Genomic DNA, 15,555 nt, shown 5'->3' on the forward strand with positions numbered 1-15,555 from the left:
GAGGCGAACTCCCCGCCAGCGCGGGGGTGAACCGTGCTACCTGCACGCCGACCGGACCGACCGCGCGAACTCCCCGCCAGCGCGGGGGTGAACCGCTGTCGGGCCTGTCCAAGGGCGCCGTCGAGGAGAACTCCCCGCCAGCGCGGGGGTGAACCGGATTTCAAGGTCGTCGACCTCGGCGGCGAGTTGAACTCCCCCGCCAGCGCGGGGGTGAACCGACCAGGCGTGGGCCAGGTGGCAGCGCATGGCCGAACTCCCCGCCAGCGCGGGGGTGAACCGTACTCGCTCGAAGACGCCGTGGCCGCGCTGCCGAACTCCCCGCCAGCGCGGGGGTGAACCGCGGGCCCGCATGACCTCGGCTCCTCGGCGGGCGAACTCCCCGCCAGCGCGGGGGTGAACCGCCGTGCGAGACGTGCACGGACTGCCACGCGTGGAACTTCCCGCCAGCGCGGGGGTGAACCGCACCCGTTCCTGAACAGGTTCGTGAACGTCGGGACCTCCCCGCCAGCGCGGGGGCGAACCGACAGCGACAAACAACCTCTTGACGGTTGCCCTGACCTCCCCGCCAGCGCGGTGAACCGCCACAAGCACGGCGCCAACCGCGGAGAGCACGGACCTCCCCGCCAGCGCGGGGGTGAACCGTTCGGCATGCAGGAGATCAATCTCGCCCGCACGACCTCCCCGCCAGCGCGGGGGTGAACCGGCCCTCGTGGAGTAGGCGAAAGGCGTGCCCAGGAACTCCCTGCCAGCGCGGGGATGAACCGATGCGAACCAAGACCGAATGGCCGACCACCTTCCGAAAAACCTGACGACACCCAGCCTGCCCGCAATCCCTGCTCGCGCGAGGGTTATTTGTGGTTACTCACCACCGGTGCTCAACAGCGCCACTTTGCGAATCCGGAAACTGTGGCGGAAGGGGCCGATCGACCCCCTCCGCCACCTCAGCTTTTAGAATTGCGCAACGCTCACTCCATCAACTACGCGCCGCGAGTCGCGCCGATACTTCAACCCCGACATCGTTGTATACTGAATGGATCGCGAAGCCTCTTGATCTGCGAAAAGGATGCTGCTCAAGTGGGTGAGGTTTATTGTCATAGCCCGCCATGGATCGAAACCGACACTCGGGCACTTACTTCTCAGACTTACGTTCGAACCGCCTTCAAGATTCGGTCGGGCAAGCTTCAAAGAGCGCATGTGCGTCGGCGCATCAGACGCCGATAGGTCTCCTGGCGCTGGGTCAGCAGTCTCAGATGATCATTCAACTATCGATACTCGTAGGGAGTGAAGACGACCCGTCACCGGCCCACGGGGAGGCCCGTCCTCCCGAACCCGTTGGGCTCGGGAGGACCTTCATAACGAACCAGAACTGACATGCGGAGCTCGAATGAGACGCATTCAGGCGCCGTAGTGGCTTGCGATGGCTTGGTACTGGCTGATCCAAAAACCCAGCTTCTCGTCCTTGGAGGGACGCGGTTCGAGGAGGCCGAGGTGGGGTGGCGGTGCGGGCCGAAACGCGGACGCGGTTGCGACCGGTCTCGGTGTCGGTTTCCATGCACTCGCCTGCGACCGCGGCTATCGCCTCGGCGCGCTCCTGTAGGTCGGCAGTGACGCCGGCGTAGTCGCCTTCACCGCGCAGGAGCCTGCGGACCTCGGCCCAGTTCAGGCACGCTCTCGGGTTCGGCAGGGATGACAACCCGTCACCCTGCCCACCGAGAGACCAGTCCTCTCGAACTTGCTATGGCAGCACCTGAAGTGTCATGAAACAGCGCACTCCCCGTGTCATTCTGGCGCCCTTTCAGACAATCGCTCAACGAAAGACGTGAACTCTTCGGGCTGAGCGTATGGCATCACGGCCCAGTGCATACCCTCCGCTGAATCAATCAGCCACACCTCGGTAGCATCTTGTTGCCGAGTGTGATCCTCAATCAGATGCATCTGGATAACCTGAGCGGCACGTCGGATGTCACCTTCGACTTCTCCTGATGGCACATCTAGTGGTGACGTGATCGAGGTGGCAGCTCGATCGACATAAAGTCCAGCCTGCTTGTCGAGGTTGCGTTGCTTCGCAGTTGCCTCGAACGTCTCCAAATCAGGCAGGGTGTAGTACTCGTGCCTGCGGGTGGAGTTCCAGAACCCAGCTAGGCCGGACGCGAATTGCTCGGCGACCTGGAGTTTCTCCCCATGGGGTCGTCGTACGGTCCGTAGTCCTTCGGGCACCATGACAGATCTCGCCGGACGTGCTGGCAACCCATACATGCCGAGCGGCGCCGTCCACTCGTGTTCCGCCGCCTGATACAACCAGCGCGCCTTTGCCAGCTCTTCCATCGCAAGAACCACCAAAGCCTGGGCACGCCCCGGGCTCTGGTGTTCGGCGAGAACGGCGGCGTCCTCAATAAGCGCTACGGCGTTGGCCAGCAATGCCTTCCACCACTGACGTGCGAAGGCGGCGCTGATCTCTTCCGGTTCACTCCGTGCCATGAAGATGATTGTGACTCGAAGTTGGGGATCTGTGCAACCTGTTCATGATGCCTTCAACCAGCATGTTGATCGGGGTCTTGAAGGTAGCCGATTACGCGGGTCGAGAGCTTCGGGATGCTCCAGGGTCAGCCTCGTCGGGGCACATCGGAGCCCTCGCGTAACACCTGACGCACCGGACAAGCGAACGCGTGTGCCGCAGCCCCGAAAACGGCTCGACCATCCGGGCTTAAGTTGCTTGCACCCGATTTGGGGAAGTCGACTACGAATCTACCTGTGTCAGTATGGGAAGGTGAAATCTCCTCTGACCTCTGATGAGATCTACGCCCCTTTGCTGGGACTGGGTCTGCTTCAACCGAAAGTTGCACCACTCACCGCCATGCTGACGCTTTGGCGGCTGCACCACCATCAGCAGGACTGGACACATGGCGCCGCATACGGCATCATCACCGGCTGCCTTGCACGCTTGGGAGTACAAGCCGTCATCCAGGAGACGGCCGTCTACATCACGAATCCCAGCGATACACGCGATCCCGCACTGTATGGCAGGGATCCGGGATTCCTGGAGTCTACTGGAGACCCGTACTTCGTCATGAGGCTCCCGGGCCTGCACCGGTTGGTCGACCTCTTCTTGCCAGACCTTCCAGAGATGAGAGGTTCGGCCGCAGCTCCAATGCCGCTACAATGTGCTGTCCAAGATGGGTCCTTGCCGGAATACATGGCAGTCCCTCGGGGAGATCGGCTTGTCGTTTACATTCCGGGCGAGGAGTGGGGAGAGGAAGAACTAATCGGACTACCAGGATTCAGGGAAGGTCTGGCTTCACGACACTGCACCGACCTTCTGGCGGAACTCGTCGACATGCTCCACTGGCTGCCTGAAGCACTTCCGCTGGAGCATGAGTGCTGGGTGGTGCTCGCGAAGGTAGTGCGGGCGACCGAGCGCGCACAGCTTGCGATGATCGCCCCATCGCAGCCGGTCTTTATCTCGCGTGCGGGGCGTCGCTTTACTATGGCTGAACTCCTAGATGACGTTTAGTTCATCACGCCACTCCAAGATTTCACATCGCGGCGCCGCCCTCGTATGCGTGGGCATTCCAAGCGTGTCGATAGAGCTCGAGCCGGGTATAACGCCACATGGTACGCCAGCCTCCGCCGATGCTTGGAAGTTCGTCGATGCCAAGGTCGTCCAGTTCAATCTCCATTAGGAGCTGTTCGGCAGCGGCGCTATGTCCCTGCAGTAGCAGCGAGATGGCACCCACAAGTCGGAGACGGTGCTGCTCGCGAGGATTCGCTTGCGGGATGACCAACTCCGTCACTGACCAGGTCATCGCTTCGTGAAGCAGAGCTGCAGCTTCAGCACGATGCTTGAATATGCCGGTGAACAGACGCATGGCGCATTGATGGCCCACGTTGAGCAGCAATCGGATTGACTCCTCGACATGGAGGGTACTGGTCTCGGCTGTCTCCTTGAAGGCGACGAGCTCGAGACGAGCGGCCGCCCAGTGCTCTTGCTTGATGAGCAGTTCGATCAGGAGTCGACGGACGGTCAACTCGTTGAGACCACCGAAATCGCCTCCTTCCAGGACTTCCCGGCAGGTCCGAATGCCTTCTTCCGCATCGAAGTCGCTGTTCGAGAAGCTGCTATCGAGCGCGCGGATTCGCTTGCCAGCACGAGTGACAGGAACGTCCGGCAGACGCAGGGCAAGATCCTCGTATGCGACCATCAGCGGTCCAAGCAGCCTCGAGGCGTCGATCTCTTTATCAGCGATATTGATTCGCATGGCACCGATGACGGGCGCGACGACTTGGGCAATAACTTCGGGCGCCGTGATTGCTTGGGCTTGCGCGAACAGCAGCACCATTTCCAGCCAACGAGTAAGCTCGCGGTCGGTGGCGGTCGACCGGTCGGGCCGGGTGAGGCGCAGTTCGGCGAGGTTGCCAAGAGCATGCGCCCAGATAGTCTGGTGGTTGAGGTCTGGATCGTCCCCCAGGATCTCGATAACGTTGCGCCAAATTGCTTCGGCCGCTTCGAAGTTTCCTTTGCGGCTTTCCATGAGCCCGATATTGGTGACGAACTGCAGGGTCACCGGCTCGATCACCTGGGTGGCGACTACATGGTTGAACAGCGTCCGGGCATGGCTGAGGAGCAGTCGGACCCGCTGCCACTCGCTGCGGTGGGCGGCTGCCATTAGCCACCGGTTGGCGTGCGTAGCGAGCAGCATCAGGAGGGCGTAGGGATCGGGGAGTCGCTCGGCTTCAGCCCGGAGCAGGTCCTGCACGATCGAGTTGACCTGCATGGTCTGGACGTATACTGCGGCATCGCGTCCCTGTTCCGGAGGAAAGGGTTCGTCGAACGCAACGAGGGAGAACCGGCGCAACTCTCGGATAGTTTCACCGAGCGCGAATGCTGGCGCATCGATGTAGGAGGCGCCTTCCCCGGGGGGGACCCGGCTGGTGTGCTCATAGTCGTGGAAGAAGGAGGCGGCGACCATCTGGGTTGGGATTCTGCGCGATCCGAGATAGGCGGTGGCGGTCAGCATGGCGATTGGCAGGGCTGCGTTCGGGGAGTCCGGATCTTGCTGCCATCGACGGATGAAGGGGTCAAGACACATGTTGATCGCCGCCGTCAGGGTCCGAGGATAGCCTGAGGGCAACGCGCCATGGTCGTCAAGCGCTCGTCGACGGAGCGCAACGACGTATTCGCTCACGCCGGCCGGATCAATGCCGCAGGTGGCGATATAGCCAGCGATGAGTTCGATAGCGAGCGGCCAGCCCTCACTGATTTCGCGCAGGGCGCGGAGATCTTCGGGGTCGGCGTTCCGCCAGGACTCGGGCAGTCGGTTGCGGAGCAGCTGTTCGCCTTCAGCTTCGGACAAGGTGCCGACTTCGATGACTCTCGTTCGACCGTAGTTCGCCGCAGCGTTGAGGCTCGTGATGATCACATCGCCGCGGCCGACGGATGGAAGCCAGGTTGAGAGGCTTCCGGGATCTTCAGCGTTGTCGCATACCATCGCCCACCGCCCAGCCAGCGACGACAGTTGGGCGGTCAGAAAGTCTCGCAGCACGAGCGGGTTGCCGTCGATATTCGGCGGGAGCGATGCACCTGAGATCGCCTCGAGCACACTGTACAGTGAAGCGCTGAGCGAGCCGTCGGACTCTGCGTCGAGCCACAAGACCAGGTCATACCGGTCCGCTTGATCCGCGATGTACGCCGCGGCGAGGCTCGACTTCCCTATACCAGACGGGCCCACCAGTGCAACTCGCTGGACCGACTCGCCTGCGGAAGCGGCCAGGTATCGGTGAACTTCCGCTTGCAGGTGGGGGCGATCGACATCAGGGATCGCTGGCACGGCCCCGGCGATGATTCCCCAATCACGGCCCATACAGAGTCGGGCTAGGTCTTCGCCCGGCACCAGAAGGTCCTCCTGGAACTCGGTGATGAGCCAACGAGCGGACTGTCCATCTGCTGCGCGTCGGAGAACTTCGCTGACAAGGTAGCCGGTCAACAGACCAGCGGATCGATCGCCGAGGCCTTCACGATGGCGGTTACGCAACCATCGGAGTTTCTCGCGCAGATCCTCTCGGATCTCCTCGGACTGGCGCTGGTCGAAGTTCAGTCGTGCACGTCCGAGCCGAATCAGCTCGTCGTTTTTCAGGCCCCGGAGCACGGTAAGGCGACTCTCTGCGTTGGCGAGTATGTCCTCGAGCGCTCCGCGGAGTTCCGCTGGAGTGAGCCCGGCTTCAAGTGTCTCTGCAAGCTCCCGTGCATTTGCCGCGGGTACGGCGTTGGTCATCAGCTCATACGCCTCGCTTTCCTGTTGCCGGACGAGCTCGCACAAGATACCGAATGCATCTGGTGCGCGCATGGTGGCACCAGGGGTGCTGCTTTTTACCTGTACCGCAAGTATGCAACCGCCTGCGTGGTCGACCACATCGAAATCAACGCATTCACGGCCTGTGGACTTCCATCCTCCTTCGACTCGGATGCTGGACACTCGGTGGTCATCGATTCGTTCAACGAGCACTTCGAGCGTTCGAAGGTACTGGTACTGAAAACCTCGCGCGGCAATTCGACCGCCGTCGAGCGAAGAGCGTGGAGGTTGGGGTGCATTCGACATGTATTCTTCGCCCTTCAACTCGGGCCGACAGGATCGCGATTCTGAACGGGCTTGGCTCTCAGCCATGGGAACCGCCGACGGGGCAACTCCCGTGAGGCTGCTTCACCCACTTGTCACCGTACCGGATTCGCCAGTGGCCTTGCGATCATCGTGGTGGTGCCCGGCGAAGGAGGCACCCGCAAGGGCGACCATGCCGAAAGGCGGCTCGGTATCACGTCGCCGCACAAGCGCAGGCAGGCGGACGGCCGCGCCGAGGTCTAGCACGAAGCCAGGCTTGAGTTTTAACGTTCTTTGAGTGATACGGGTGAACCTCCTGGTCATCACTATCGTCCGGGCGGATGGTTGCTGTTGTGGACCAACATGACTCGCCAGGTGCGCATGGAGCGGAGATCGCGGTATTGAACCGGTTCCGGTCCCAGCTATACGCGTGCATGACGACCCGTGCCGACGGTCTCTTCGAGCTGTCCGACGCGCTGCTCTCCCATGTCGGCAAGATCGACTCGCTCCCGCATCTGTCCCTGGAGCCGGGTTTCCGGCGCGGTGATGGCATGGTCTACCAGGCCTTGAGCCAGGGATCGATCGACCAATGGCGAGCATCGCGGCTGCTCTTGGACGGTCCGGTGCCGCGGATGCGGGGCCGGATCGTGCTCGCGGTCGACTCGACACCATGGCTCCGGCCCGAAGCGCCAACCAGCCCTGAGCTCCTGTTCTGCCACATCTACGGCCGCACCCGCGACGGCGATCAGCAGATCCCCGGATGGCCCTACTCTCCTCGTCGCCCTCGAGCCCGGGGTCGGCTCCTGGTCGAAGATCCTCGATGCCGAACGCATCCGCAAGGGCCAGACCGAGACGACCGTCGCCATCGCGCAGATCCGTCTGGTCGTCGAGTCGTTCATCGAAGCGGGCCAGTGGAGTCCCGGTGAGCCGCCGGTCATCGTAGTCACCGATGCCGGCTACACGGCGACCGCCATGGCTTGGGCACTGTCCGACCTACCGGTGGTCATCGTCTCCCGCATCAGCTCCGACCGCGTCTACTACCGGGCCGCCACCGATACGGACCAGCCCGCGACCGGTCGCAAACGGCGCCACGCCGGAAGGCTGCCGGTCGCCGACGAGGCTGCCTGGCCGACCGATGCTCTTCACGTCGAGGCCGACTCCGACCGCTACGGCCGGATGCGGATCGACGCCGCGCCCGGCATGCATCAGAAGCTGCTGCGAGGCAGCTCCGGCCCCTGGCAGGACTATCCGTCCGCGAGTCTGCCGATCATCCCCGGCACCGCCGTCCGGATCCGCTCCGAGCGGCTCCCCCACGGACGGAAGCCGACCACGCCGGTGTTTCTCTGGACTTCCACAGCCGAACTCGACGACGATCTGCTGCTGGAGCTGGCCCTGGCCTGGCTGCGCTGCTTCGACATCGAGCACCTGTTCCGGTTCCTCAAGCAGTATCTGGCCTGGACCACGCCGCGACCACGCACGCCCGAGGCGGCCGACCGATGGACGCTCCTGGTCGTCGCCGCTTGGACGCAGCTGTGGTTGGCGCGAGGCCTGGTCGCCGATGTCGCTTTGCCCTGGGAACGGCGCCAGGATCCCGCCCGGCTTTCACCGCTGCGCGTCAAACGAGGCTTTCGCAGCATCGGCTATGACTTGGCCCGGCCCGCCCGAGATGCGAAACCCACGATCAGGGGTCCCGGACGACCTCTCGGACGGCCGAACCGCCACCGCGCGAGACGATGGAGCCCCGGGATCTCACCCAAGACCGCCGATCAGTGATAACGCCGTGGGTCCGTGCCCCGCTCCACCCTCACCAGAGCCGATCATCCAGCCCAAACCGCGGCCACAGGATGCCCGAAACTCCCAGGTCAACACCCGAGCACGTTAAAACTCAAGCCGGGCCACATGCGTTAACGGAGTGTGGGTTTTCACGCCCAACCCGAACTGGTCGCGACAGGTTCTGGACGAGGTCCACGCATTGCTACAGTAACGGGGGCCCGAAGCACTCGCCGTAGTTGCCGGATGGATCGCTGGCCGTTCACGACGATGGCGCCAGGACGAGTGGATCGCCGATCTACACGAGAATCCGCACCCGTTCCGATTCGCTTGGGGGGTGGTCCGCGCGGCGATTTGCATGCGGACTGGAGCGATCCAGCGGCGCATGGGCCAGTGCGCCGCATGGGCGCTCAGATCGGAGTGGAGAACCTGGACGCCTTTGAGCGGGCTGGTGTTCGGTGCGGCCTTCGAGACGGCAGCGAGCGCAGGGCCGCTGAGCGCGCTCTTCCTCATCGCCACCGGGCTGCCAGCACTTGCGGGGGCTGTGGCAATCGCACGGCGAAAACTCGGCGTCCAGCGCTGCCGACGGCGGCGCGAAGACGCCTGAGGGGGTGCCCAGCCGACCGCCGAAGTTCGTGTGGCGTGACGCGGACAGCCGCAGTCGCTGGAGACCGCTCCGTCGCCTTCCTCGCGGACGCGGACGTGGAGCACGCGCGCGTGCCGGTCAGCGTCAACTGGATGAGATAGGCGAACAAGAGGGCGGCGAGGTGTAGCACTAGGCAGTCAGGTCAAAAACCTCCGGCGGCTTCGGTCTCGAGGCGCTCGGTCGAGCATTTGCCGCCACGCTGTACGGGTTGAAGGAACAGGGAGCCTCGGTTATCGTGAGGGACTAAGGGATGTCAAGGAAGTAGGTCGACGTTGACAGAGCAAGAACGACCAGATTATCGGGGTGTGACGAAGACCGACGGTTTGAGTTGCCGCCGGGCGGGCGGCGTGCAGGCGATGACTAATGGCGATGATGACGAGAAGCGGGGTTCCAAGCCGGTGCGGCCTGGCCTGCCGCGAAAGCCACAGCCGGCGCCAGCTACTCCAAAGCCCCAGATCCCAGGCCCCCACAAGAAAGACCAGAAGTAGCAATTCGTCGTCCTTCTCAGGTCTGCTCGAAGTACTGGACGTACATCTCAATAACATTCCCTCTTCCAAAACATGCATACTCACTGGGAAGCTCGACCCACTCCGCTTCATCGCTTGCGCGCCGGAGGATCGGCTGCCGGAGAATGATGTCGCGATCCGAGATATCGTGGGAATCTGGATTGAAAGTGTCGACGTACCCCTGGACCTGTGTGCCACTGTCGAGCACTAGAAGGACAAGGGTGAGCACTGAAGGCTGATCTTGGGACTTGAACCACGTCCAGAATTTCCACCGAGAAATTGTGGTGCCGTTGTAATTCTTGAGGATCGCCTCCGGCGAGTGATGGAAAAGCCGCCACCATGCGGAGGTGATTGACGGATGCACGTCCTCTCGACCCTCGGTTCTGAACACAGGCAGGGTAAGCCGATCAAGAATCCAGTTTAGGACGCGTCGAGCATGAGGAAGGCTCGCAAAGTAGGCGAGACAGCTTGCAAGGAAGAGCCCGATCAGATAGAAGCTCAGAAGCTGGACGGGGCCCTCCTTCCAGTAGGAGGCAGTATCAGTAAGTAGCTTCTTCTCGTTGAGCCGCGGTATCCAAAACCAGGAGAGCCCGATCAAAACTGTCAGCTCCGACATGACGCTCACAAAGACGACATTTGCAGCTTGCCGGAAGCCGTCCAGCTTCCGCTCCGGCCCGTGCCGTTCTCGACCAACCATATAGAGAAAGCCAGGCACGAGCAGAGCTAGGTAGTAAACTACGCCAAGGAAGTTGGTGGGCATTGTTTGCCTCCATGAAAGACCAGGAACTTTAAGACAGCTATGAGTCCTAAGCGCGGATGACCTTGAGGCGCAAAATCCCAGATCATCAGGGCTCTGAGGCAGGCGAGTTTACCCGGCGCTCCGAAGTGCTCGGCCAGTGCCTTAGCGGGTTGTCACCGAAGCTTGGATCGGGCACACCTTCGAACCCGATCGGCGGTCAGGATGTCATGGAAAAGCCTCCACCATGAAGCTCATCAGGATCGTTTCAACTCAGAAGTCACACCTATATTAGCCTGCAACGAACCCTTGCTAGTTGAGATCGGCAAGGACATCTGGTACTAATAGATAAACTCGTATCGTAGTGAGGTTCCCGCAAATTCTTTCGCATCTAGAAACGAATCAATTGGGAGAAATTTTGAAAAAAGCCATAATCGTAGGAATCAACTCATATCCGAATGCACCGCTTTCGGGTTGCGTGCAGGATGCACGAGACATAACTCTTTGCCTTACAGAGCCGGAGTACGGTTTTGATAGCTCTCTCATACTTGATGACGACGGGACTCGAGATAACATTCTCAAAAACCTACACCACGCAGCCCACGCCGAACACCCGTACGGCGAAGGGAGCATTCTGCTTTTCTATTTTGCGGGTCACGGACAAGTTGTAAATGACGCTGGCTACCTTGTTACATACGATTCATTGAGCTACGACCCTGGAATTTCGCTCGCCCACGTCGCTCAAGTGATGGAGGCGGCGAGCATGGTATTTGACCACGTCATTTCAATCCTAGATTGCTGTCATTCTGGCTCGGCTTCCACTTGGGCCAACAGTCGACCGCTAGCATCGACCGACATTGAACGTGAGATAAGGGTAGTGAACGAAAGCCGCTGCATCCTGGCGGCTTGCCGTCCTGAGCAGGGCGCATATGGAAACAGCAATCGAGGAGTTTTCACTACCAGGCTTACAAATGCGCTTATGGGTGACGCGGCAAACTGGGAAGGCCAAGTTACTCTGATGAGCCTTTTTGATTGCGTAGCAAAAGCAATGCCACAAGGATCACAAACACCGGTTTTCAAAGGTGATGTTGCTGGAACTGTGGTAATAGGGAGCGGGTTCCCTAAAAGACTTGGCCCACCTGTGGCAAAAGCAGAAATGACCAGAATTGTCGCCAAAGCTCAGGCAATGATCGATCGCTATCACAATCTCGAACGCAGAGAACTTTCCGATTGGGAAACTCGTCTCTCGGGAGGCTCCAGACGATGTTCAAAAGACCTTGAGCCTCTCATTCACTGGTTTGAATCCACCGAAAAATCGAAGCCGCAGATTAAGGCTAATGAAGACTGGAAGAAGCTGCGGGCTCGACTACTCGTCTTTCAACAACATCTCTCGGACTTGACCGTCGGCGAGGAGACTCGATTTGGCAAAATTGTCACTGAAATCGGATGGGGAGCCTTTGGTCGCGTATGGGAAATACAGCCGGATGAAGAATCACGTAAAGCACTAAAGGTATTTCACGGCAATGAGATACATGATCAAACCAAAGTAAGTCGATTTGAGAACGGCTACAATAGTATGCGCAAACTCGATCACCCCCGAGTTGTTGAGGTATTTGAAATATCCAAGGCCCCCTTTGGCTTTCTAATGCAGTTTGTTGATGGAGGCAACCTGCGGGACGCATATATTCCGCGGGATGGCAACGCGGAACTCATTGTGCGTCTCATGCTTGACATCTGCGAAACTGTTCAACATGCGCACTCGAAGGGTGTTCTTCATCGCGATATCAAACCGGAGAACATCATCATTAAGATGGGAGAACGGGGGGAGCTGATACCGTACCTGACCGACTTTGACCTGGCATACCATGAAACCAATCGCACAATGACGACTACAGCAGGTAACGCAGTAGGTGGTGTGGTAAATTATGCGGCCCCAGAACAGATGTACGCTCCTCAAACTGTTGCTGCACGCAACGTCACAGTCGATGTTTATAGTCTCGCCCAGCTAATGTTTTTCTTGATCGTAGGAGAAGATCCCACAGCCGCAGATCCATCACAAAACATCCTCAAGCTGACTCGCGTGCTTAGCGAATGGATTGACGATCGAGCTTCGAGTCCGATTTTGGAAGCATACCAGAAAGCGAGTCTGAAAGATCCTGGGGAGCGCCCGCAGACCGTAACCGAGTTCGCAGCCTCCTTTCGGACAGCCGAAGCATTTATCCAGCTTGCAAGCGAATCCGAAGATGTTCCGGAGTCCGACTTCTGGCGACGGGTCGGTAATGCCTACGCTGGACTTAATAACTACGAAGCCGATTCTCGCTCGATGAGAGCGAAAAGTGTGTCAGGACAGGTGGAAGTCAACGGTCGCTTCCGCCATGTCTCCTCGCGCGGAATCGCTGAAGCAGAGCTTGAATTCTCCCTAACCCAAAATATCCTTCTAACCTCGTTCAAATCGAGCAAGAAGGCACGAGAACGACTAAATGTGCGACTCGACAAAATTTTGGCAGCCCGGTTTGGGCACACGGTACGACGTCATCATGGACACAAGGGAGTTTATCAAGTTTTCGTCTCAGCATCCGGATTGCGAATGCATATCACCAGCGTCACAAAAGTATGCGAGGTTATCGCCGCATGTGTCGACGGTATCGAAAGAGGTTAATCTTCTGTTTATTGATTTCAGATGGAGCGTTGCGCAGAGCACTCTGGGACGCCGTTGGGGCGTCGGTCACAAACCCGGTCAACAACTCCTCACGGACCCGCTTCGCGCCGAGCACCTTGACACCCTCACTACCAAGAAAAACAGTTGCACTTCTGAGACCGGGCTGAGGAGCTCCGTTCGCTGAGGATCATCGCGAAGTAGGCAGCCCAGACAGGTGCGGCCGTCCGTCAAGACTCGCAGCTACCTGACTGGTCGCAATCACCGCATGATTGCCCCTCTCCCCGCGCCTCAAACACTGCATCACCCACATGAAGCCGCGTGTACTTGACTACCATCATCATCGGCGTTGTCGCGAGACTGCTCTTACTCCAACGGACGGCCGCTCACTTGACCGGACCCTCGACCTGACCAATTCTGAACCGCCCAAGGGCCGCCGCACAGTTCGGCTGCCGGCCTCTCCGATCTAAGCAACGGTTAGGACAGTGACAACTGCGCAGCACCCTGATCAGCATGCGTCGAGACAGCGTGAAGCTTTTAGATCATCATCTTCGTTGTGCCACAAGAGTTTGCGACTTCATCGCCTGCTGAGCCCGGGCAATCCAGGACGGTCGGTCCTCTGGCAGCGCTGTCGGCGTTTCGTAGTGCGTTCTATGCCGCGATCAGCGCTCGTGCTGATGCGGTGTTCGAGTTGACCGATGCGGTCTTGGAGCATGAGGGGCAGGTCGATTCCCCTCCCGGGTTGTCACTCGAGGGCGCGTTCACGCGCGGCCACGGTTCGGTGTACGGAGCCGTCAACGCAGGCCGGATCGATCCTGATTCGGTCCGGTCGGCGGCGTTGGTTGAGCCGCTGCCGCGGATGCGGGGCCATATCGTGTTGGCGGTGGATGTCTCGCCGTGGCTGCGTCCGGACGCGGAGTGCAGCCCGGAGCGGTTGTTCTGCCATGTCTACGGGCGCGGGCGGGGCAGCGATCAGACGATTCCGGGATGGCCGTACTCGTTCCTCGTGGCGCAGACACCGGGGGCTTCGTCGTGGGTGGTGCCGTTGAGCGCGCGTCGCTTCGGCCCTGACGATGACGTGCAGGAGGCGACCGCGTCGCAGGTCCGGGCCGTCGTGGTGGATCTCGTCAATGCCGGCCAGTGGGCCGAGGGCGACCGGCCGATCATTTTGGTGACCGATGCCGGCTACGTTCCGGCCCGGATGGCATGGCAGCTCGACGACTTGCCGGTGGTGGTGTGCTCGCGCGTGCCATCCGACCGGGTCTACTACGGCCGGGCCGAGCCGAAGGCGCCCGGCGCGGTCGGGCCCCGTCCCAGGCATGGGCGACGACATGAATGCGCGAACCCAGCCACCTGGAGTGTCCCCGACGGCGCGGTGACCGTGCCCTCGACTCGGTACGGGCAGGTCCGGTCGCGGTTCTGGCGGTTCCTGCACCCGAAGCTGACCGGCCGGTCGGCGTGGGTCGGCCACGATGGGCCGCTGCCAGTCGTCGAGGGCACCGTGGTGCGGCTGGAGGTCGACCACCTGCCCCACCAGAGCAGGCCCGATCCGGTGAACTTGTGGATCTCCCGGGCCGATCTCGAAGCGGCCATGATCAACACGGTCTGGTTCGCCTGGCTGCGCCGCTTCGACCAGGAGCACTTCCACCGCTTCATCAAGCAGGACCTGGGCTGGACTGTTCCGGCCGTCCGCGACCCGCGTGCCGCCGATACCTGGACGGTGATCGTGATGGCCGTCTACCTGCAACTGTGGTTGGCCCGCGATCTGGTCGCCGACCATCGCCTCCCTTGGGAACGGCCTGCGCTGCCCGGGCACTGCTCGCCCCGGCGCGTCCGCCGCGGATTGCGCAACCTCCGCGGCGCACTCACCCGCCCCGCCAATGTCGCGAAACCCACCCGACCCGGCCCCGGTCGGCCCAAGGGCGCCAAAAACCGTCGCCGAGCAGCGCGCCATGACCCGGGCAAGCAGACCAGACGCCCCGGAACCAATGGGCTAGGCCGCGGCAATCGCGCGTGGTCGAAACAGTCGCCGAAGGTCAACGACGCAAGCCGACCTTGAGCTAACCGGTGGCGGAGAGAGAGTGGTAAGCGATCAGTAGTTTCAAGGCGGCGAATGCCTTGTCCTGGGGGATTTCACGAAGTGCTTGGAAGCGAGCGAGCTCGATATCGAAGGTCGTTGCGTGACTGATCCTGGGCCCCTGGCGAGGGAGAAACCACAGATGGCAGCGCAAGGACTCGACCTCCGAGTCACCGGCTGCATTTCTCAAGGCAGGGAGCAGGAACTTCGGGGAGTACGGATCTACCTCCGCTCGCAGCGCATCAGTTGAACTCCAGGCCGCTCCCCAATGGTGCTCCTTCGTAAGCTCATGAGCGGCAATGAGTTCATCCATCGTCAACATCTTGACCACATAGTCGACGTCGTCCCTGTCGACTTGAGAGAATCGTATGCGCTCGTCGCCCTCCACATGCCCTCCTGAATCGGTCCTCGAACCCGTCAGATCGCGATGGTCGCTCCACCAGGCGGAAGACTAGCTCGAAGCTAGATGTCATGAGTTCCAGGCCGACCACCGGGTTCGGATCATGGCCGCCGGGGCCGTCTCACACCGGAACGGCCCAGCAGGTTAAAACGCAAGCTAAGCGAATGGAGCTGG

General features: G+C 60.8%; 7 protein-coding genes, 1 pseudogene and 1 CRISPR repeat array. Of the genes and pseudogenes, 4 read left to right on the plus strand and 4 right to left on the minus strand.

Annotated elements, in window-relative coordinates:
• Window positions 1-10: 10 nt before the first annotated feature.
• Window positions 11-524: a CRISPR direct-repeat array (repeat unit 24 nt; unit sequence CCCCGCCAGCGCGGGGGTGAACCG).
• A gap of 1,255 nt (window positions 525-1,779) precedes the next feature.
• Entirely contained in the window at window positions 1,780-2,478 is a 699-nt protein-coding gene (locus tag BLS99_RS00850; RefSeq protein ID WP_091041907.1) for an AbiV family abortive infection protein, read from the minus strand.
• 289 nt (window positions 2,479-2,767) lie between these two features.
• Here BLS99_RS00850 and BLS99_RS25500 point away from each other — a divergent pair, with 289 nt between their 5' ends.
• A complete protein-coding gene (locus tag BLS99_RS25500) occupies window positions 2,768-3,511 on the plus strand; it encodes a hypothetical protein (protein WP_143034640.1) in 744 nt (247 codons plus the stop codon).
• Between the two features lie 22 nt (window positions 3,512-3,533).
• Here BLS99_RS25500 and BLS99_RS00855 read toward each other — a convergent pair whose 3' ends face one another.
• Window positions 3,534-6,659: an NB-ARC domain-containing protein gene (locus tag BLS99_RS00855; protein WP_143034641.1), complete on the minus strand. Its 3,126-nt coding sequence runs from the start codon at window positions 6,657-6,659 to the stop codon at window positions 3,534-3,536.
• Window positions 6,660-7,024: 365 nt separating this feature from the next.
• Between BLS99_RS00855 and BLS99_RS00870 the strand changes: the two are divergent.
• Window positions 7,025-8,363, plus strand: a pseudogene (locus BLS99_RS00870) (transposase).
• A gap of 1,147 nt (window positions 8,364-9,510) precedes the next feature.
• Here the strand turns inward: BLS99_RS00870 and BLS99_RS00875 are convergent.
• On the minus strand, window positions 9,511-10,272 hold the full coding sequence (locus BLS99_RS00875) for a DUF6338 family protein (RefSeq protein WP_091041924.1): 762 nt from the start codon (window positions 10,270-10,272) through the stop codon (window positions 9,511-9,513).
• 340 nt (window positions 10,273-10,612) lie between these two features.
• Between BLS99_RS00875 and BLS99_RS00880 the strand changes: the two genes are divergently transcribed.
• Window positions 10,613-12,907 carry a protein kinase domain-containing protein gene (locus BLS99_RS00880; RefSeq protein WP_143034642.1) on the plus strand — a complete coding sequence of 765 codons (2,295 nt, stop codon included), beginning with the start codon at window positions 10,613-10,615 and terminating at the stop codon, window positions 12,905-12,907.
• A 616-nt stretch (window positions 12,908-13,523) separates the two neighbouring features.
• On the plus strand, window positions 13,524-14,963 hold the full coding sequence (locus tag BLS99_RS00885; RefSeq protein WP_091044662.1) for an NF041680 family putative transposase: 1,440 nt from the start codon (window positions 13,524-13,526) through the stop codon (window positions 14,961-14,963).
• 1 nt (window position 14,964) lies between these two features.
• Here BLS99_RS00885 and BLS99_RS00890 read toward each other — a convergent pair whose 3' ends face one another.
• Entirely contained in the window at window positions 14,965-15,369 is a 405-nt protein-coding gene (locus BLS99_RS00890) for a hypothetical protein (RefSeq protein WP_091041928.1), read from the minus strand.
• Between the last annotated feature and the right edge of the window lie 186 nt (window positions 15,370-15,555).

It is taken from the genome of Glycomyces sambucus (genome assembly GCF_900102815.1).
Classification (GTDB): Bacteria; Actinomycetota; Actinomycetes; order Mycobacteriales; family Micromonosporaceae; genus Glycomyces; species Glycomyces sambucus.